Raw genomic sequence first — 17,343 nt, 5'->3', positions numbered from 1 at the left:
ATGGCTATTGAACAGTTCTACGGCACGGGCCGCCGCAAGGCCGCCGTCGCCCGCGTGTTCCTGCGCCCCGGCGAGGGCCGCATCATCGTCAACGGCAAGGAGTTCCAGACCTACTTCCGGGGCCTCTTGCGCGCCGTCCACGCCCTCCAGGGCTTCCGCGAGACGGGTACGGCGGGGCGCTACGACGCCGTGATCACCGTGGCGGGCGGCGGCCCCAGCGGTCAGGCCGACGCCATCAAGCTCGGGATCGCCCGCGCGCTGCTCAAGGTCAACCCCGACTTCCGCGCCCAGCTCAAGCCCCGGGGTCTGCTCACCCGTGACCCCCGCGAGGTCGAACGCAAGAAGTACGGCCTCAAGAAGGCCCGCCGCGCACCCCAGTTCAGCAAGCGCTGAGCGAACGCGGCACAGAAAAGCCCCCTTCCAGGTTGGAGGGGGCTTCTTGTTTGGGGGGTGGGTTGTGGAAGGCCAGACTGCCCTAGGTCCTCTCCAACGTCCTGTGCTCCACGTCCACCTGCAAGGTCGTGCCCTCGGCCCCGACCACCAGCACGCGGCTCCCGGCGGGGAGGTCGGGCCCGGTCGCGCGCCACTCGCTGTCGCCCACCCGCACGCGGCCCACGCCGTTCACGATGGGGGCGGTGACGGTGACCGTGCGGCCCAGGAAGCGGGTCGCCCCGGTGTTGAGGGTGCCTTCCCCCTCGCTGCCGGGGAGGCGGGTCACGAGGCGGCGCCCGATCACGAAAGAGGCCACGCTCAGCGCCGCGAAGAGCAGGAGTTGCACGGTCACGGGCAGCGGGAGCACGAAGACGACGAGGCCCAGCGTGAAGGCGGCGAGGGCCAGCCACACGAAGAACACGCCCGGCGCGGCGAGTTCGAGCAGGAGGAGCAGGGCCCCCAGCACCCACCAGTGCCAGGGCTGCACCTGACTGAAGGTGGGCAGCCAGTCCACCGTCAGGGCCTCCGGGGACCGCTCAGGACCGGGCTCTCGATCTTGCCGAGGCTGTTCATGGAAGTGTTCATGCTGGTTCCAGAGCCGAAGGCCTCACGCGCCACCTCCGCGATGCCCTGGATGCTGCCGAGGATGCTGGTGGCCTCGACGGGCAGGATCAGGGTCTTTTGGTTGGGGGCGGTGGCGATGTCCCTCAGCGCGTCCACGTACCGCTGCGCGATGAAGTAGTTGATCGCCTGCACGTTGCCCGCCGCGATGGCCTCGCTGACCAGGCGGGTCGCCTCGGCCTCGGCCTGGGCGCCGCGCTCTCTCGCCTCCGCCTCCAGGAAGGCGGCCTGCCTGCGCCCCTCGGCGTTCAGGATTTCGGCCTGCTTCTCGCCCTCGGCCTTGAGGATGGCGGCCTGTCGGAAGCCCTCGGCGTCGAGGATGTTCGCGCGCTTCTCGCGCTCGGCCTTCATCTGGCGGGCCATGCTGGCGACCAGATCGGCGGGCGGGCGGATGTCCTTGACCTCGATGCGGGTGGCCTTGACGCCCCACGGCTCGGTCGCCTCGTCCACCACGAGCAGCAGCCGGGCGTTGATCTGGTCGCGGTTGGAGAGCAGTTCGTCGAGGTCCATGCCGCCCATCACCGTGCGGATGTTCGTCATGGTGAGGTTGAGGGTCGCCTGCTCGAGGTTGCGGACCTCGTAGCTCGCCTTGGCGGCGTCGAGGACCTGATAGAAGACCACAGCGTCCACGGTGACGAGGGCGTTGTCCTTGGTGATGACCTCCTGCGAGGGCACGTCGAGGACCTGCTCCATCATGTTGACCTTGCGGCCCACCCGGTCGATGTAGGGGATGATCAGGTTGAGCCCCGGCTTGAGGGTGCGCAGGAACTTGCCAAATCTCTCCTGGGTCCACTCGTAGCCCTGCGGCACGCTTTTGACGCCCGCGAGCAGGGTCACGATGACGAGCAGCACGAGAACGCTGACGAGAATGAGTACGCCCATAGGTTGTGGCCTCCTGTCTTCCCTACGCGGGGGCGGGGAAACAGGTTCCCGCTCTACACTCGGCGGCGATGACGGGGCCGCTGGTGGAACTCAGGAACGTGACGGTGCGGGCGGGCGGGCGAACGCTGCTCGAAGGAGTGACCCTCTGCCTGCACCCCGGCGAGGCCCTGCGTCTGAGCGGCCCGAACGGCGGCGGCAAGACCACGCTGCTGCGCCTGCTCGCCGGAGAGGTCGCCCCGGTCGACGGTGGGCGCGTCTACCGACTGGGGGGTGAGGTGCAGCGGTCGGCGGTGCGAGCACGACAAACGCTCTCCGTCGTCGGGCCGGACGCCGAGGCCTTCTACCTCACGCGCGAGTGGGCCCAGACCGTGCGCGACGTGCTGCTGGCGGGCTTCGAGGGGGACACGCTGCGGCTGTGGGAGGCCACGCCGGAAGCCCTCGCCCGGCTGGAGGAGGTCGTGTCGCTCACGGGCACCCTGCCCCTCCTCGCCCGCGACTTCCGCACCCTCAGCCACGGGCAGCGGCGGCGGGCTGTTCTCGCCCGGGCCCTGATGCCGCGTCCCGAGGCCGTGCTCCTCGACGAGTTCACCGACGGGCTGAGCGGGAAGGCGCGGGCGGAGCTGGGCGGCGTGCTGGCGAGGGTGCACCGGGCGGGCGTCGCCGTCGTGCTCGCCACGCACCGGCCCGAGGAGGCGCCGCCGCTGCCCTGGCGGACGCTGCACGTGAGGGAGGGGCGGGTCACGGCGGAGGGCGGGCCACACGCGGCGGCGGACGCGGACGTGTCCCTCCCCACCCCCCCCGGCTCCGGCGACCTCGTGCGGGTGAGGGACGCGCGGGTCTACCGCAACGGCCACCTCGCCCTCGGCCCGCTGGACTGGACGTGGGAGGCCGGGCAGCACTGGCTCGTCACCGGGGAGAACGGCAGCGGCAAGAGCACCCTCGCCCGCTTGATCGCCGGGGAACTCCACCCGGTCCTGGGCGGCACGGTCGAGCGGCCCTACCTGGCCCGTGACCTGCTGACCTCACGGCGGCGCACGATAGGACTGGTCGGTGCCGAGGTCGGCATCCGGCAGCGGCGCGAGTGGACGGGGCGGGACGTGATCGGCAGCGCGTGGGGCGGCACGGAGGGGTTCGCCCCCGATCTCACGCCCGAGCGGGCCGGGCGGGTCGAGGCGCTGGCCGCGCACCTCGGCGTCAGCGATCTGCTCATCCGCAGCGCCGAGACCCTTTCTCAGGGGCAATTGCGCCGCCTGCTCCTCGCCCGCGCCGTCGCGCACGCCCCCCGCCTCCTGATGCTCGACGAGGGGCTGGACTTTCTGGATACGGAGGCCCGCGCCCGCTTCCTCGCGCTGTTGCCGGGGCTCGCCAGGCAAGGCACGCACGTCATGGTGATCGCTCACCGCCCTGCGGACGCGCCGCCGGGTCTGAGCCACCACCTGCACCTGGGGGGCGGGCGGGAGGTGTTTAGCCGTCGCCTATAACCCGCTGGTCTGCGGCGCCAACGTCTCCTCCAGCCGATCGGCCAGCGCGTCGAGGAAGGCTCCCAACGCCTCCGGTCCCTCCACCTGCGCGTGGGCGTGGCGGGCGAGGAGGGGCAGGGTGCCGAGCTGCACCGCGTACCCGGCGAGTTCGAGCATCGCCTCGTCGTTGTCGCTGTCGCCGAAGGCCACCGTGCGTTCCAGGGGAATGTCCAGCGCCTCCGCGATCAGGGTGAGGGCCGCGCCCTTGTGAGCGCCGACCGGGGTGACGGTGAGGAAGTGGTCATAGGGGGGCTGGGCGCCCGTGAGCACGAGGCCGGGGTGCTTGGCTTTCAGACGGGCGGCGAAGTCCCTCACGCCGGGGTGGTAGAAGCCGACCTTGAGCACGCCGTCGGTGGGCGCCTCGGCGAGGGGGCGCCAGGAACGCATCCGCATCCACGGCTCGGGCTCGCGGCCCGGCGGGAGGTCGATGTAGAGCGTGTCCGGCGTGAAGACGACCACGCGGGCATCCTCCAGCTCGTGGGCGAGCACCGCCGCCAGCTCGGCGGGGTTGAAGCGGGCCTCGGCGCGCAGTTCCTCGCCGACCTCGATGCGGCCGCCGTTGTTGGAGGCGATGGCGTCGGGCCGCACGGCCTCGCGCACGGGGCGGGGAGCGGTGTCGCGGCCCGTGATGATCGCCACCCGCACGCCCACCCCCCGCAGCCGCGCCAGGGCCGCCACGCTCGCCTCCGGCACCTCGCGGCCCTGGTCGGGAATCAGGGTGCCGTCGAGGTCGAAGGCGAGGAGAAGCGGCAACTCGGCGGGCAGGAGGCGGGGCGTGGTCACGCGGGGCAGCCTAGCAAGCCTTCCCCGGGGGGGAACGTGAGGGGCGGGCAAAAGCCCAGGTCGGGAAAACACACGCCAAAGAAAACCGCCCACCGTCGCGGGCGGGCGGAGAGGGGCGGGATGCGCCTACTCGCCGAGGGTCTCGACGGGCGTGAAGTCACTTCCCGCTTCGGTGGCCGTGACGGCGGGCGCGGCGGCGTTGGCCTTGGCGCGGGCGGCGTCTTTCATCACGCGGCTGCGGTCGCTCTTGATGCGGGCGGCCTTGCCGCGCAGCTCGCGCAGGTAGTACAGCTTGGCCCGGCGCACCTTGCCGCGCTCCAGTACGGTCACCTTGGCGAGCAGGGGGCTGCTGAAGGGGAAGACACGCTCGACGCCCTCACCGAAGCTGATCTTGCGGACGGTGAAGCTCTTGCGGCTGCCCGTGCCGTTGACGGCGATGACCACGCCCTCGAAGGCCTGGTTGCGGGTGCGGTTGCCCTCGACCACCTTGGTCTCGACCCGCACCGTGTCCCCCGGCTGAAACTCGGGGTGCCCCTGCTTGACGTGGGGCTGCTCGACAGCGCGCAGGATCGCGCCACGGTTGACTTTGACGGCACTTTGCATCTTGGACTCCTTCGCCAGCGGACCGCCCCACCTCCCGGCTGAGCCGGGCAGAGACGTTCTTGGCCTGATGTGCGGCTCCCGCGCGGCGGGCACGGGGCGAGCCTGGGAAGTATAGCCGCCCCGGCGCCCGGACCTCAAGGGGCCTGTCCCGTCCGCTTCATCCCGCCTTCACCGGCCCACGGCAGAGCTTGCCTTCCCGCGCTCCTGGCGCTTTCCGGTTTGGGACACTTTTCTCATGATCTGCCGGGCACAACATGGCCGGGTGGACGGGTCGGTCGAGAAGAGAGACGCCCTGCTGGCGAACGCACAGCAGGCGGTGAGCGAGCATCGGCGCCGGGTGGCGGAGGCGCGGGCGCGCGAGCACGTGGGGGCGGCGGGCTGGGCGCAGACGAGCACGCTGGAGGCGATCATCCGGGCGGGGCGGGAGGGCCTGGCCGCGACGGACGCTCTGCGGCAGGTCGTGCGCCTGACGACCGAGCAGGTACGGACGCTGCCGCTGGCCGCCCCGGGCGAGGCGCGCGAGGCGCAGGCGCAGGCGCTCTCGGAGATCGTCCAGAGCGGCGAGGAACAGCTCGGCGCCTCCGAGGCCCTCGACGCGCTGGTGCGCCGCGCGCTCGACGAGGTGGCCCGGACGCCCGTGAGCGAGGTGAGCGTCCAGGCCCTGCGCCGGATTCACGAGCGGTTGCAGGCGCAGGTCGGCGCCCTCTCGACCATCATCGAGGCGGCGCGGGCGCAATCGGACACCCTCGAACAGATCGCCCGGCTGGAGCGGGTGAGTGCCGATCACCTCCAGCGGGTGGAGGCCATCCGGCAGCTCGGCGCCCAGGAGGAGGTGCAGGCGCTGGGCGAGATCGGCGAGGAGGTCGTGGAACGTATCGCCGAACTCGACGAGGCCAACTCCCGCCAACTGGGGGTCCTGGCCCGCATCGGGGAGGCGGTGGTCGAGAAGGTGGGAGAGACGGGCACCACCCCTTCTGAGCAGGTCCAGGCCCTCGAAGACCTCGCCCATGCCGCGCAGGACAGGGCCGAGAAGTTGAGGGGACGCTGAGGGCGGGGGCCGCAACCTGGGCCACGTCACGAGAGGGCCTGTTCCCACCGACCGCCCGAACCCGTGGACGGAAAGCCGCGCCCCTTGTCTACCCCTGCGCCCCCTTGCTGCCCCGCCCCGCCCCTATCCTCTCCCCATGCAGGCGGCGCGAATTTTTCGGGCTCCCGGGGACTGACGGTGCCGGGGCCCGCGCGCCCCACGTTTACCCCCGCGCACGAGGCGGGGGCCTTTTCTTGGCGAGGAGAATGAGGACATGACGCAGACCCAGGACTTTACTCCCGGCTCGCTGGACGCGCAGGACGTGCTGCGGTTGGCGCTGACGAGCCGGGTCTACCGCGCGGCGGTGGAGACGCCCCTGAGCGCCGCGCCCGGCATCAGCGCCCGCTGCGGCAACACGGTATGGCTCAAGCGCGAGGACCAGCAGCCCATCTTCTCCTTCAAGTTGCGCGGCGCCTTCAACAAGATGAGCCACCTCACCCCCGAGGAGGCCGCCCGCGGCGTGATCTGCGCCTCGGCGGGCAACCACGCGCAGGGGGTCGCCTACGCCGCCCAGGAACTCGGATTGAAGGCGGTGATCGTGATGCCCGTGACCACCCCCGAGATCAAGGTGCAGGCGTGCCGGTCGCGCGGCGCGGAGGTCGTCCTCCACGGGGACTCCTTCAGCGACGCGGAGGCCCACGCCTACCGGCTGCAACGCGAGTCGGGGCTGACCTTCGTGCACCCCTACGACGATCCCCTGGTGCTCGCCGGGCAGGGCACCATCGCGCTCGAACTCCTGCGGCAGGTCGAGGGCGGAGTCTACACCGTGTTCGTGCCGGTGGGGGGCGGCGGGTTGATCGCGGGGGTGGCGTCGGTCCTCAAGGCGCTGTGGGCCGACGTGCGGATCGTGGGCGTGGAGCCCGACGACTCCGACGCGATGTACCAGAGCCTGCAAGCGGGAACGCGGGTGCGGCTGGGCACCGTGGGCATCTTCGTGGACGGGGTGGCGGTCAAGCAGGTGGGCGCCTACACCTTCGACCTGACGCGGCGCTACGTGGACGACTGGGTGCGGGTGAACACCGACGAGGTGTGCGCGGCGATCAAGGACGTGTTCGACGACACGCGGGCCGTGATGGAACCCGCCGGGGCGCTGGCGGTCGCGGGATTGAAGAAGTACGCCGCCGAGCGGGGCCTCGCGGGGGAGACGCTGGTGGCGCTGACCTGCGGGGCGAACATGAATTTCGACCGGTTGCGCCACGTCGCCGAGCGCACCGAGATCGGCGAGCGGCGCGAAGCGACCCTGGCCGTCACGATTCCCGAGCGGCCCGGCGCCTTCCGCACTTTTATCGAGGTGATCGGCCCGCGCGCCATCACCGAGTTCAACTACCGCTACGCTCCCCGTCCCGAGGCCCGCATCTTCGTGGGCGTGCAGCTCCGGCACCCCGGCGAGCGGTCAGAACTCGTGGACGCCCTCACCGCGCACGGGTACGGCGTCACCGACCTCACCGACAACGAGATCGCCAAGGTCCACATCCGCCACATGGTCGGGGGACGCGCCCCCGAGGCCACGAACGAGCGGGTGTACTCCTTCACCTTCCCCGAGCGGCCCGGCGCCCTCCTCGAATTCCTGACCCACCTCCACGCGGGCTGGAACATCAGCCTCTTCCACTACCGCAACCACGGCAGCGCGCATGGCCGCGTCCTCGCCGGAATCCAGGTCCCCGACGAGGAGCTGGGCGCGTTCGCCGCCTTCCTCCGGGGGGTGGGCTACCCGGCGACGGAGATGACGGGGAACGCGGCGTACCGGCTGTTTTTGACGTAGCTGTCAGCCATCAGCTTTCAGCAGAACCGTTTTTGCTGACGGCTGAAAGCTGACCGCTCTCAAGGCAGCTCCACCACCCGCACGTTTCCGTCGCGCGCGCTGAGGTACGACACCTTTTTCCCGTCGGGGCTGACGTTCCAGTCGCCCTGGCGGACCTGATCGCCGAGGTCGCCGAGGGTGCGCCAGGCGTTCGTCTGGGCGTCGTACTCGCGCAGGACGTGGGGGGAGCCGTCGGCCTTGAGGGGAATCAGGAGGAGGCGCCGGGCGTCGCGCCAGCGGTAGGAGCCGAAGGCGTCCAGCTTGCGCGGCGCGGCGCCCGAGGTGGGCCGCAGCCACAGGCCGTTGCGGGCCGCCGAGTCGAAGGCGACGTAGTAGATCACGCGCGAACCGTCGGGGCTGGCGCTCACTCCCCGGAAGGAGAGGGCGGAGGCGAGGGGGCGGCGCTCCCCCGTGCGCGTGTTCAGGGTGAAGAGTTCGCGGTCGCGGTTCGCCGCGCTGCGCTTGCCGTTCAGCAGGAGGGTCGTCTCGTTCAGCCACCCGTTGATCCCGCCGCCGTACAGGGTGGCGACCTGACGCGGCGAGCCGAACGCGTCCGCCACGAAGACGCGGGTGGAGCGGCGGTCGAAGTTGCCCGCCGTGTCGCTGCGGGTGTAGGCGAGGCGGTTCTCGGAAGCCGTCCACGTCACGTCCCCGCCGCGCGTGGGGAGGGTAAATCTCCGCCCGTCCGCGAGCCGCTCGATGGTCGTGTTCTCCCCCGTGCCCGGCCTGACCGCCCAGCGCAGCTTCGGTGAGAAGAAGGCGACGGTGGAGAAGCGGCGGTTGACCGTCTCGCCGTCCGCCGACACCTGATAGATGCCCGTGGTGGGGCGTGCGGGCGGGCCGTCGAGGAAGAGCAGGGCCTGGGAGTCCGGCGTCCAGACCGCGCCGGGGCAGCAGGTTCCCGAGAGCACGGCCCGCGACGGCAGGGTGGCGGCGAGGGGAGAGGCCGGGAGCGCGAGGGCCAGGGCGAGGGCGAGGGCGCGTCTCACCTGGCACCTCCCGGCGAGGGCGGCCACGGACGGGCGAACTCGTTGAGGATGCGCCCGCCCCGCCGCACTTCAGGCTGCGACTCGGGCGTCTGCCACTTGCGGGGCGCGGCGAGGTCGTACTCGTAGCCGCGCCCGAAGCTGCCCGCCAGCGCCAGGGAATCCCAGTCGGCGGCGATGTAGGGCAGGGGGTTGAAAAACCGCTGGTGCGAGCGGTCGCGCAGCTCCAGGTGCAGGTGCGGGGCGCTCACGCAGGTGAACTGCGAGTCGCCGCTCTCGCCGATGACCTGCCCGCGCGTGACCCGCTGCCCCACCCGCAAGGGTGAGCGCACCCGCAGGTGCCCGTACAGGCTGCTGAGGTTCCCCGCGTGGTTGATCACCACGTTGTGCGGCGGGCTGCCGTGCGGGCCGTCCACCTCGGCGACCACCCCGTCCCCGATGGCGCGGACCGGGGTGCCGCAGGGGGCGCTGAAGTCCAGCCCCGCGTGGACGCCCTGAAGGTTGACGTAGGTCGAGCGGCGCTGGCGGTACGCCCCCGTCGTGTTGCCGTAGCCCTGGCCCAGCAGCCACGTCTCGGGCCCCGGCGCCCCGGCGAAGGGCAGCCCGAACTGCCGGGACGGTTTCGCTATGGCGCTGTCCGGCAGGGCGGGCGCGTAGTGCGCCCAGGCCACCGCCCCGCCCCCCGCCAGGAGGAGGCCCAGCCCCCAACTTCTCTTCCGCATGGGGGATGTTCGCCCGCCGCCGCCCTCAAGACGGTGCGGACGCTTACACGGCGACTCAGCTTTCAAACCGTCAGGTCTCTCCCTGTTAATCTTCTTGGTCTATGGCCCGCCCAGCCTTGAGACAGGCGGCGGGCAGCGGCGAAACCTCCTGCTGACGCCAGGGAAGTTTCGACACCGAAAGGAGCGTCCACATGCACAAAGTCGCCATCGTGGGTAGGCCCAACGTCGGCAAGTCCAGCCTGTTCAACCGCTTGGTAGGGCGGCGCGAGGCCGTCGTGGCCGATTTCCCGGGCGTGACGCGGGACGCGAAGGAAGGCCTGATGCTCTACCACAACCACCGCATCACCCTGGTCGATACCGGGGGGCTGTGGAGCGGGGACGAGTGGGAGCAGGCCATCCGCGAGAAGGCCGAGTGGGCGATGGAGGGGGCCCAGGCCGTCATCTTCGTCCTCGACCCGCGTGAGGGTCTGTCCGCGGCCGACTACGAGGTCGCCGAGTGGCTGCGCCGCTTGGGCAAGCCCGTCATCGTCGTCGCCAACAAGATCGACAGCCCCAAGCACGACGTGTATCTGGCCGAGCTGTGGGGCCTGGGCTTCGGCGATCCGGTCGCCGTCAGCGCCGAACACGCGCGTGGCCTCGACGACCTGATGGACCGGGTGATGACCCACCTCCCCGAGGACGACGAGGACGTGCCGGAGGTCGCGCCCATCCGAATCAGCCTGATCGGGCGCCCGAACGTGGGCAAGTCGAGTCTCTTGAACGCCATCACCCAGAGCGAGCGGGCCATCGTGGCGGACAGGCCCGGCACCACCCGCGACAGCCTCGACGTGGAGTGGAACTACGGCGGGCAGCGCTTCGTTCTGGTGGACACGGCGGGCATCCGCAAGAAGCCCGACACGGCCATCGAGGACTACGCGATCCAGCGCAGCCAGGCGGCCATCGGGAGAAGCGACCTGATCTGGCTCGTCGTGAACGCCACCGAGATCGGCGACCACGAACTCAAGCTCGCCAACCTCGCCTACGACAGCGGCAAGCCCGTGATCGTCGTGGTGAACAAGTGGGACCTCGTGCCCGACGAGGACCTCAAACGTACCGAGAAAGACCTCAACCAGAAGCTCCACCACATCGCCTTCGCGCCGCGCGTGTACACCTCGGCGATCAACGACTACGGCATCCACGACATGCTCGCCGAGGCGATGAAGCTGCACGAGAAGTGGCAAAGCCGCATCCCCACCGCCGAACTCAACCGTTGGCTGGAGGTCTGGCAGATGCGTCAGGCCATGCCCAACTTCCACGGCAAGCCGCTGAGGATGTACTTCATGACGCAGGTGGAGACGGCGCCGCCGACGTTTGCCATCTTCTGCAACCGCTCGGAGTTCGTGACCCGGGCCTACGAGGGCTTCTTGCAAAACCGCATCCGCGAGGACCTGGGGCTTGCCGGCGTCCCCGTGCGCCTGAAGTGGAAGGAGAAGGGGCCGTACAAGCGGGGTAAGAAGGGGGAGGCGGCGGAGGCGTAAGCCGAACCCGTCAGAAGAGGCCGTCCGGAGGGTTGGGCGGCTTTCTTTCGGCCGCGCCGACGCAGTGCGGCCAGCAGCAGGATAGTCGTTCCAACCACGGAAGCGGAGAATGACACTGCCACTCCAGGCGCCTCCTTCCACATGGGGGTCTAGCAGAACTCCTTCACTCCTTTGGGTCGACGACGATGACATTCACTACGGTCAACGGTCGTTCCAATGACCAGCCCACTGCTATCAGCAGACGACGGGCGACAACTCGCATTTTTTCCCACCACGGGCTCGTCTCCAACGCCTCCTGCGTCCATAGCCCCATGTCGTTCAGCGATGCCATTTTGGTTAAAAGGGCGTCAACCTGCTCAATCGCCTCACGTTGCTCCGCCAACCAGTCGCTCAGAAGTCCGTTGCGAACCGCGGGCTCATACCAGGCCTCGAAATCCACCGCCAGCTCATCACCAGCCAGAGGATTTTCAGCACACAATTCTTTTTGAACCAAGGCAGGCTGCGCCAACGCCCGAACAGCATCTCCGAGATATCGCAGGGTGACGTCCCTCTGGGCTTCACTTTCCGTATCCGGCGACATCCCCGATTCTCCCTACGAGCAGGAGAGCGTGAGTCTCGCAGGGTCATATCCGCCAAAGTTTTGCCAGTTCACTTCTCCTCCTGCATCTCTACCCAGTCCTCCCACGCCAGCGCGGGCAGCAGCGCGAAGCTCCCGACGAAGAGCGTCGCAAGAGCCGCGGGCACCCGCACCGCCGTCTTGCCGTTCAGCACGAGGGAGAGCGCCCCGAGGGTGCTCAGTGCCCCCACATCCATGAACATGACGCGGGCGAAGGTGCTCCGGCGCAACGTGCCGCCGACACCGAGGTCATCCGGGCGGGCGCGGCCCAGCACGGCGGTCACGGCGAGGAGGACAAAGAGCGAGGCGTGGAGCCTGAGCCGTTCGGGGCCGGGGGTGCGGTACTTCTCCAGCCAAGCGGGGGTGGGCGCCGTTTTCGTCATGGCCCAGCCTACCCGCTCCCGGCGGCACGGAGAACGGGACGCCCTCCTCAACGGCCCCACACGCAAGGACCCCCCGCCCGCGTCGACCGTGACCCATGCAGAACGGGATCCGGTGGATGCTGGGCGGGCTCGTCGTCTTCAGCCTCGCGGCGTGCGGCCCGAGTGGTGGGGAAGGTGACGACGAGGACGACTGAGCCCCGAATCGCTCACACTTCCCGTAACCGCGACCCGGCACACTGGCCTATGTCGACAACCCGCCTCCCCGCCGCGCTGGCCCTCGCAGCCCTGCTTGCCACGGTCGCCTGCGCCCAGAACACCGCCTCGCCGCAGGTCCGCTTCACCCCCTTCGTGAGCGGCCTGGAGCAGGTCACCACCCTCACCCACGCGGGCGACGGCTCGGGCCGGATGTACGCCACCGAGCAGGCGGGCCTTGTTCGGGTGATCGAGGGGGGGAGGCTGCGCGACCAGCCCTTCCTCGACGTCCAGGGCCTGACGAGCGCGGGGGGCGAGCGCGGGCTCTTGGGCCTCGCCTTCGACCCCGCCTACAAGACCAACCGCCGCCTGTACGTCCACTACACCGACCGCGAGGGAGATACGGTGCTCGCCCGCTACACCGCCACCCCGGACTTCTCCCGCGCCGACCCCCAGAGCGCCCGCGTCCTCTTCACCGCCGAACAGCCGTACGCCAACCACAACGGCGGGCAGATCGCCTTCGGGCCCGACGGCTTCCTGTACCTGGGGCTGGGGGACGGCGGGTCGGGGGGCGATCCCCTCGACAACGGGCAAAACCTCGCCTCGCCCCTCGGGAAGATCCTGCGCTTCGACGTGGGCGGCGACGCGGCCCGGCCCGCCCCCGGCAATCCCTTCCTGACGCGGGCGGGGGCCAACCCGAACATCTGGGCATACGGCCTGCGCAACCCCTGGCGCTTTTCCTTCGACCGCGTGTCCGGCGACCTGATCATCGCCGACGTGGGCCAGAACGAGTTCGAGGAGGTGGACCGCCAGCCCCGCGCGAGCCGGGGCGGCGAGAACTACGGGTGGCGCGTCCGCGAGGGCCGTTCGTGCTTCAACCCGCCGAACGGCTGCCGCACCGAGGGCCTGACCGACCCCGTGTTGCAGTACGGGCGCACCGAGGGCCAGAGCATCACGGGCGGGTACGTGTACCGGGGCAATGCCGTCCCGGCACTCAAGGGCCGGTACGTCTTCGGCGACTTCGGCTCGGGCAATGTCTGGGCCGCCCCCACGGCCGGGCAGAACTGGAACAAGGTCAGGATCGGGCAGGTGCAAAATCCCTCGGCCTTCGGGGAGGACGAGGCCGGTGAGCTGTACGTGGTCGAGTACGGCAGCGGGCGGGTGCTCAGGCTGAGCCGCTGAGGCTCACCACCGCATCCGGAAGGACGGCAGTGGTCCGACGATCTCCCTCCATGTGAGATGACGGACCACGGCTCCCCGCCGTGCTGACGACTCACCTCCTTCCCAGAAGTACCCAGAACGTTTGACGGAAGAACAGTCGTCTCCCTGAGCGCAAGCGAGGGGTCATGTACACAGCCTGGGGGTGCTTCTCCCGCGCTCAACATGACAGCATTTTTGTGTCAAATGATCTGTGAGGGCGCGAGGCTGTCGCTGTTCTCAGGTCTCCCGCTCGTCACGCACCAGGGTCACATACAGCGCCTCCACCTTCGCCCGCGCCCACGGCACCCGCCGCAGGAACTTCAGGCTGCTCGTCACGCTGGGGTCTTGCTGGAAGCAGCGCACCGGCACCCGCCGCCCCAGCTCCGCCCAGCCGTAGCGCTCCGCGAGCCGCACGACGATCTGTTCGAGGGTGACGCCGTGGAGGGGGTCTTTGTGCGCGTGGTCGGTCATCCCGCCCATGATGGAGGCGGGTGGCCCCGGCCACAAGACGCTCGCCGGGGCGCGTGGAGCGTCACGCGGACGGTGGGTCCGGGCGACGCGGGCCGGGCCGGGTGGTCTGTGCGAACATGCCGGGTGTGAACTCGCTGCTGCTTCGTTCCATGCTCGTGACGGGCCTCCTCATCGCGGCCCTGAACGTGGTCTTCGCCGGGCTGGAGTACGGGTTCGGGGACCTGCCCGTGTGGTTCTGGCTCGCGCAACTTCTCCTGATCCCCGCCATGATCGTCCCGGCCCGCATGTTTCCCGAGGCCGCGGCCACCCGCGCCTACCCCCGCCGTGCCCTGCTCTACGCCCTGGGCTGGCTCGCCCCCTACGCCGTCTACCGCTTCACGGGCGACGCCCTGCGCCCCACCTTCAACGCGACCGCCTCGCTTTTCGCCATCGTGTTCACCTGCGTCCTTTTCGGACTGATCTTCGCGGCGATCCGCAGGCCGCAGTAGGGAAGGCGGCCAGTCGCCAGTTTCCAGTCGCCAGACGAAACCCACGGTTCACCGACCCGGGACGACGGGCAGGGAGGAAGGCATGAGACTCGCCGTTCTGGGGGACGTTCACGGCAACCGTTTCGCGGTGGAGGCGGTGCTGGCCGAGATCGGGGAAGCGGCCCCGGACCTGATCTGCAACCTCGGCGACACGGTGTGGGGCGCGGCGGACCCGGGGGGTGCGTGGACCCTTCAGGCTGAACACGCCCCGCCCACCGTGCGCGGCAACACCGACGAGCGCGTGGCCGGGCTACGGGAGGGCAAGGAGACCATGCGTGCGTGGCTGCTCGCCCAGCTTCCTCCCGAGGTGCCGGGCCGCCTGGCCGCCCTCCCCACCTTCCTCGACGTGGCGGACGGCGAGGTCCGCGTGGCCCACGGCAGCCCGCGCAGCCCGTGGGAGGACCTGCTGCTCACGGAAGAAGGCGAGCACACCCGGCCCGCCCGCTTCCGGGAGGTGAGGGAACGGCTGGGCAGCTTCACCTTCGACTCGGGGGGGCGCGTCTGCGTCGTGGGGCACACCCACCGCGAGCTGCTGAGCGTGGTGGACGGGGTGACGGTGGTGAACGCGGGCCCGGTCAGCCGCCAGAAAGACGGCCTCCCCCTCGCGCGCTGGGTGCTGCTGACCCGCCGGAAGGGGACCTGGGCCGCCGAGTTCCGCCGCACGGCTTACGACACGGAGGCCGCCGCCACGTGGGCACGCGCGCACGCCCCGCGGGAGCAGGGCGAGTTCGAGGCCGAGTGGCTGACGTGGGGGCGGGAACCTTGACCGTCCCGGACCGTCCCCTGCGGGTGCTGTTCGTCTGCACCCAGAACCGCCTGCGCAGCCCCACCGCCGAGGCCCTCTTCCGCACCCACCCCGGCTGGGAGGTCGCCTCGGCGGGCACGGCGCGGGACGCGGACACGCCCCTCACCCGCGACCTGCTGGAGTGGGCGGACGTGGCCGTGTGTATGAAAAAAAGGCACCGCGACTGGATACGCTCGAAGCTGGGGGGCGCCCTGCCCGACGCCCGCCTCCTCACCCTGGGCATTCCCGACGAGTACGGGGTCATGGACCCGGACCTCGTGACGCTGCTGGAGCGGCTTATCCCCACGCGGCTGGCGGGGAAGGCGCTCCGGTGACGCTCAGTCCCTCGGGCCGAACTCGTACACCGCGCGCCAGGGCTTGTATTCGGTGCCCACCTTGTCGGTGCGGGTGCCCGCCGCGTCCCTGATCGTGCGCGTGATGGAGAGCTTGTACCCGTCCTGGGCCCAGTCCACCTGCCGCAGGGCGCCGGGGCGCATCTCCGGGTTCGCCACGTACTGGGCGGGCGGGTGCGGCGTGCGAGAGAGGATCACGGCGGGGTGGACGGTGACGGTGCGCTCCGGTTTCACCCCCCAGACCTGCACCTCCAGCGTGCTGCGGGCGTTGTCGTTCACGGTGCGGATCAGGAGGGGCGCCCCGGTGTCGTTCCTCATCTTGAGGTCCACGCCGGGGTCGTACACGGCGGCCTCGAAGCCCACCTGCGGCTCGTAGTAGCTCACCCGGTAGGAGTGCGGGTTGCGCTCGACGACGGGCAGCCCCGCCGAGTACAGGGCGCGGAAGGCCGTGGTGGACACCTGGCACACCCCGCCGCCCAGGCCGTCCACCGTCCTCCCGCCGCTGATGATCAGCCCGCCCACGAAACCGTTGCCGGGCGTGATCGGCCCGAGCGCGTTCAGGAAGCTGAAGTCCTCCCCGGCGGGCACCACCACCCCGCTGATCTTCGCGGCGGCGACGGCGACGTTGGCCCGGCGCTCGGGGCTGCTGCGGAAGTACGTGCTGCGCCCGCTGGCGATGAGTTCGAGCCCCGCGGGATCGGGCAACGCGGCGAGGCCCAGGGTGGGGCGGCTCACCTCGCTGGGAAACACGAGCGTCGTGACCGCCGGGTCGAGAATCGCCTTGCGGAGGGCGGCGAGGGCGGCCTCCCTGCGGGTGACGAGCCCCGCCTTCTCCCCCACCCTCACGAACTCACCGCCCCGCAGGACGTAGCGGGCGTTCTGCGCGGGGCGGTCCATCTCCCCGGCGAAGCGGTTGAAGACGGCCTGCACCATCGCGTCGTCGAGGACGATGCCCGACCCGCGCACCCAATAGAGGTTGGCGACCTGGAGGGGCTTCAGCTCCCCCACCAGAGCCGTGCCCTCCAGCCGCACGGTAAGGGGCCGGATCAGGCGGTTGCCGCGCTCCACGTGCGCCCGCACGGCCCGGGCCGGGTACCGCGCCTTCCACTCGGTCACGGGCACGGTCAGGGTGGTCAGGGCGGGGTTCGCGGCGTAGGCGTTCGCGGCCACCTCGACGGCGGCGCGGCGGCCCGGAGAGTCGGGGGTCACGGCGTAGCGGAGGGTGGCCTTGTCGAAGAAGACGGTCGCATCCTTCGGCTGGGTGTTGACCTCGCGGGTGAGCGCCGAGAGCCCCGAGCGGGCCCGGGCGGCGTCCACCCTCGTCACCAGCGGGAACTCCTGCACCCGCGCCTGGCCGATGAGGCCTCGGATGCGCTCCAGCACGGTGCGCTCGGCGCCCGCCCGCGCCGCGGCGTCCAGGCTCGCCCCCACGTCCGCCCGCCAGCCGAGCCGGTCGGCGCCCACCGTCCAGGTGCGGGGACCCGCCGTCACCGTGACCCGGGGGGCAGCGCTCCGCTCCTCCAGGGCCAGGGCCGCCGCCTCGCGGGTGAGGCCGCCCACGTCCACCCCGGCGACCTTCAATCCGGGGGCAAGCCGCCCGCCGCCGCCGTCCCCCACGGCGACTCCCAGCGCGAGTGCGCCGCCCAGCAGCGCGGCGGCAGACAGACCCACGGCCCAAGCCCTCTTCACCCCCCCAGTGTAGAGCGGAGGGAGGGGGCGAGGGGGCCGGTTTTCGTACAGGGGCCTAGAGGCTGTGTAAAAGGCGTTCCAAGTTGAGGGGAGAGGGTCTGTGGTGAGCAGAATGGGGGATGGTGCGACAAGGGTACCCGAGTGATGTCGATGACGAGACGTATCATTTCCTGC

Annotated in this window: 19 protein-coding genes; 9 read left to right on the top strand and 10 right to left on the bottom strand. The window is 70.6% G+C overall.

Translation table 11 applies throughout. The features are described 5' to 3' along the window. Positions 1 to 393 carry a 30S ribosomal protein S9 gene (rpsI, locus tag IC605_RS20555; RefSeq protein WP_102126873.1) on the top strand — a complete coding sequence of 131 codons (393 nt, stop codon included), beginning with the start codon at positions 1 to 3 and terminating at the stop codon, positions 391 to 393. A gap of 82 nt (positions 394 to 475) precedes the next feature. Here the strand turns inward: rpsI and IC605_RS20550 are convergent, their stop codons facing one another. Both IC605_RS20550 and IC605_RS20545 read right to left on the bottom strand, forming a co-directional pair. Next, on the bottom strand, positions 476 to 946 hold the full coding sequence (locus IC605_RS20550) for an NfeD family protein (protein ID WP_216328477.1): 471 nt from the start codon (positions 944 to 946) through the stop codon (positions 476 to 478). A 2-nt stretch (positions 947 to 948) separates the two neighbouring features. After that, positions 949 to 1,935, bottom strand: coding sequence for an SPFH domain-containing protein (locus tag IC605_RS20545; RefSeq protein ID WP_246581116.1), 987 nt, complete (start codon positions 1,933 to 1,935; stop codon positions 949 to 951). A 68-nt stretch (positions 1,936 to 2,003) separates the two neighbouring features. On the opposite strand from IC605_RS20545, the gene IC605_RS20540 reads away from it, so the two are divergent. Continuing rightward, a complete protein-coding gene (locus IC605_RS20540) occupies positions 2,004 to 3,416 on the top strand; it encodes an ATP-binding cassette domain-containing protein (RefSeq protein WP_216328476.1) in 1,413 nt (470 codons plus the stop codon). Here IC605_RS20540 and IC605_RS20535 read toward each other — a convergent pair. Then, positions 3,411 to 4,238, bottom strand: a complete 828-nt coding sequence (locus IC605_RS20535) for an HAD hydrolase family protein (protein WP_216328475.1) — start codon at positions 4,236 to 4,238, stop codon at positions 3,411 to 3,413. The two genes, IC605_RS20540 and IC605_RS20535, sit on opposite strands and share 6 nt — an antisense overlap. 126 nt (positions 4,239 to 4,364) lie before the next feature. After that, complete coding sequence (gene rplS / locus IC605_RS20530) at positions 4,365 to 4,841, bottom strand: 50S ribosomal protein L19 (protein WP_216328474.1); 477 nt, start codon at positions 4,839 to 4,841, stop codon at positions 4,365 to 4,367. 235 nt (positions 4,842 to 5,076) lie between these two features. Here rplS and IC605_RS20525 point away from each other — a divergent pair, with 235 nt between their 5' ends. Next, positions 5,077 to 5,889 (top strand): hypothetical protein, encoded by an 813-nt coding sequence (locus IC605_RS20525; protein ID WP_216328473.1) that lies wholly within the window; start codon positions 5,077 to 5,079, stop codon positions 5,887 to 5,889. Between the two features lie 253 nt (positions 5,890 to 6,142). Next, positions 6,143 to 7,690, top strand: coding sequence for a threonine ammonia-lyase, biosynthetic (ilvA, locus tag IC605_RS20520; RefSeq protein WP_216328472.1), 1,548 nt, complete (start codon positions 6,143 to 6,145; stop codon positions 7,688 to 7,690). Positions 7,691 to 7,749: 59 nt separating this feature from the next. Here ilvA and IC605_RS20515 read toward each other — a convergent pair whose 3' ends face one another. Both IC605_RS20515 and IC605_RS20510 read right to left on the bottom strand, forming a co-directional pair. Beyond that, complete coding sequence (locus IC605_RS20515) at positions 7,750 to 8,718, bottom strand: hypothetical protein (protein ID WP_216328471.1); 969 nt, start codon at positions 8,716 to 8,718, stop codon at positions 7,750 to 7,752. After that, positions 8,715 to 9,437, bottom strand: coding sequence for a M23 family metallopeptidase (locus IC605_RS20510; RefSeq protein WP_216328470.1), 723 nt, complete (start codon positions 9,435 to 9,437; stop codon positions 8,715 to 8,717). Before IC605_RS20510 ends, IC605_RS20515 begins: the two co-directional genes overlap by 4 nt. A 191-nt stretch (positions 9,438 to 9,628) precedes the next feature. Here IC605_RS20510 and der point away from each other — a divergent pair, with 191 nt between their 5' ends. Then, on the top strand, positions 9,629 to 10,954 hold the full coding sequence (der, locus tag IC605_RS20505; RefSeq protein ID WP_216328468.1) for a ribosome biogenesis GTPase Der: 1,326 nt from the start codon (positions 9,629 to 9,631) through the stop codon (positions 10,952 to 10,954). Between the two features lie 163 nt (positions 10,955 to 11,117). Here der and IC605_RS20500 read toward each other — a convergent pair whose 3' ends face one another. Both IC605_RS20500 and IC605_RS20495 read right to left on the bottom strand, forming a co-directional pair. Continuing rightward, a complete protein-coding gene (locus IC605_RS20500; RefSeq protein ID WP_216328466.1) occupies positions 11,118 to 11,534 on the bottom strand; it encodes a hypothetical protein in 417 nt (138 codons plus the stop codon). 68 nt (positions 11,535 to 11,602) lie between these two features. Continuing rightward, on the bottom strand, positions 11,603 to 11,953 hold the full coding sequence (locus tag IC605_RS20495) for a hypothetical protein (RefSeq protein WP_216328464.1): 351 nt from the start codon (positions 11,951 to 11,953) through the stop codon (positions 11,603 to 11,605). Positions 11,954 to 12,196: 243 nt separating this feature from the next. Here IC605_RS20495 and IC605_RS20490 point away from each other — a divergent pair, with 243 nt between their 5' ends. Then, the gene (locus IC605_RS20490; protein WP_216328462.1) at positions 12,197 to 13,327 is read left to right on the top strand and encodes a PQQ-dependent sugar dehydrogenase; all 1,131 of its coding nucleotides are present in this window, start codon (positions 12,197 to 12,199) and stop codon (positions 13,325 to 13,327) included. A 255-nt stretch (positions 13,328 to 13,582) separates the two neighbouring features. Here IC605_RS20490 and IC605_RS20485 read toward each other — a convergent pair whose 3' ends face one another. After that, positions 13,583 to 13,816, bottom strand: a complete 234-nt coding sequence (locus tag IC605_RS20485; protein WP_216328460.1) for a VF530 family protein — start codon at positions 13,814 to 13,816, stop codon at positions 13,583 to 13,585. Positions 13,817 to 13,932: 116 nt separating this feature from the next. Between IC605_RS20485 and IC605_RS20480 the strand changes: the two genes are divergently transcribed. From IC605_RS20480 to IC605_RS20470, 3 genes are all read left to right on the top strand, one after another. Then, the gene (locus IC605_RS20480) at positions 13,933 to 14,304 is read left to right on the top strand and encodes a hypothetical protein (RefSeq protein ID WP_246581115.1); all 372 of its coding nucleotides are present in this window, start codon (positions 13,933 to 13,935) and stop codon (positions 14,302 to 14,304) included. 82 nt (positions 14,305 to 14,386) lie between these two features. Further along, positions 14,387 to 15,109 carry a metallophosphoesterase family protein gene (locus tag IC605_RS20475; protein ID WP_216328456.1) on the top strand — a complete coding sequence of 241 codons (723 nt, stop codon included), beginning with the start codon at positions 14,387 to 14,389 and terminating at the stop codon, positions 15,107 to 15,109. Continuing rightward, positions 15,106 to 15,462, top strand: a complete 357-nt coding sequence (locus tag IC605_RS20470) for a low molecular weight protein tyrosine phosphatase family protein (RefSeq protein ID WP_216328454.1) — start codon at positions 15,106 to 15,108, stop codon at positions 15,460 to 15,462. Before IC605_RS20475 ends, IC605_RS20470 begins: the two co-directional genes overlap by 4 nt. 3 nt (positions 15,463 to 15,465) lie before the next feature. Here the strand turns inward: IC605_RS20470 and IC605_RS20465 are convergent, their stop codons facing one another. Beyond that, on the bottom strand, positions 15,466 to 17,169 hold the full coding sequence (locus tag IC605_RS20465) for a VanW family protein (protein ID WP_216328452.1): 1,704 nt from the start codon (positions 17,167 to 17,169) through the stop codon (positions 15,466 to 15,468). Positions 17,170 to 17,343 lie beyond the last annotated feature (174 nt).

Source organism: Deinococcus aestuarii, from assembly GCF_018863415.1.
GTDB lineage: Bacteria > Deinococcota > Deinococci > Deinococcales > Deinococcaceae > Deinococcus > Deinococcus aestuarii.
The sequence above is the reverse complement of the archived record's forward strand: the minus strand, read 5'-3'. Positions and strand labels throughout refer to the sequence as shown.

What these genes read in the sequence shown, in the direction of transcription:
- rpsI (WP_102126873.1), top strand. Translation starts at nt 1, where the DNA reads ATGGCTATTGAACAGTTCTACGGCACGGGCCGCCGCAAGGCCGCCGTC.
- IC605_RS20545 (WP_246581116.1), bottom strand. Translation starts at nt 1,935, where the DNA reads ATGGGCGTACTCATTCTCGTCAGCGTTCTCGTGCTGCTCGTCATCGTG.
- IC605_RS20540 (WP_216328476.1), top strand. Translation starts at nt 2,004, where the DNA reads ATGACGGGGCCGCTGGTGGAACTCAGGAACGTGACGGTGCGGGCGGGC.
- rplS (WP_216328474.1), bottom strand. Translation starts at nt 4,841, where the DNA reads ATGCAAAGTGCCGTCAAAGTCAACCGTGGCGCGATCCTGCGCGCTGTC.
- IC605_RS20525 (WP_216328473.1), top strand. Translation starts at nt 5,077, where the DNA reads ATGATCTGCCGGGCACAACATGGCCGGGTGGACGGGTCGGTCGAGAAG.
- ilvA (WP_216328472.1), top strand. Translation starts at nt 6,143, where the DNA reads ATGACGCAGACCCAGGACTTTACTCCCGGCTCGCTGGACGCGCAGGAC.
- IC605_RS20510 (WP_216328470.1), bottom strand. Translation starts at nt 9,437, where the DNA reads ATGCGGAAGAGAAGTTGGGGGCTGGGCCTCCTCCTGGCGGGGGGCGGG.
- der (WP_216328468.1), top strand. Translation starts at nt 9,629, where the DNA reads ATGCACAAAGTCGCCATCGTGGGTAGGCCCAACGTCGGCAAGTCCAGC.
- IC605_RS20500 (WP_216328466.1), bottom strand. Translation starts at nt 11,534, where the DNA reads ATGTCGCCGGATACGGAAAGTGAAGCCCAGAGGGACGTCACCCTGCGA.
- IC605_RS20495 (WP_216328464.1), bottom strand. Translation starts at nt 11,953, where the DNA reads ATGACGAAAACGGCGCCCACCCCCGCTTGGCTGGAGAAGTACCGCACC.
- IC605_RS20490 (WP_216328462.1), top strand. Translation starts at nt 12,197, where the DNA reads ATGTCGACAACCCGCCTCCCCGCCGCGCTGGCCCTCGCAGCCCTGCTT.
- IC605_RS20485 (WP_216328460.1), bottom strand. Translation starts at nt 13,816, where the DNA reads ATGACCGACCACGCGCACAAAGACCCCCTCCACGGCGTCACCCTCGAA.
- IC605_RS20480 (WP_246581115.1), top strand. Translation starts at nt 13,933, where the DNA reads ATGCCGGGTGTGAACTCGCTGCTGCTTCGTTCCATGCTCGTGACGGGC.
- IC605_RS20475 (WP_216328456.1), top strand. Translation starts at nt 14,387, where the DNA reads ATGAGACTCGCCGTTCTGGGGGACGTTCACGGCAACCGTTTCGCGGTG.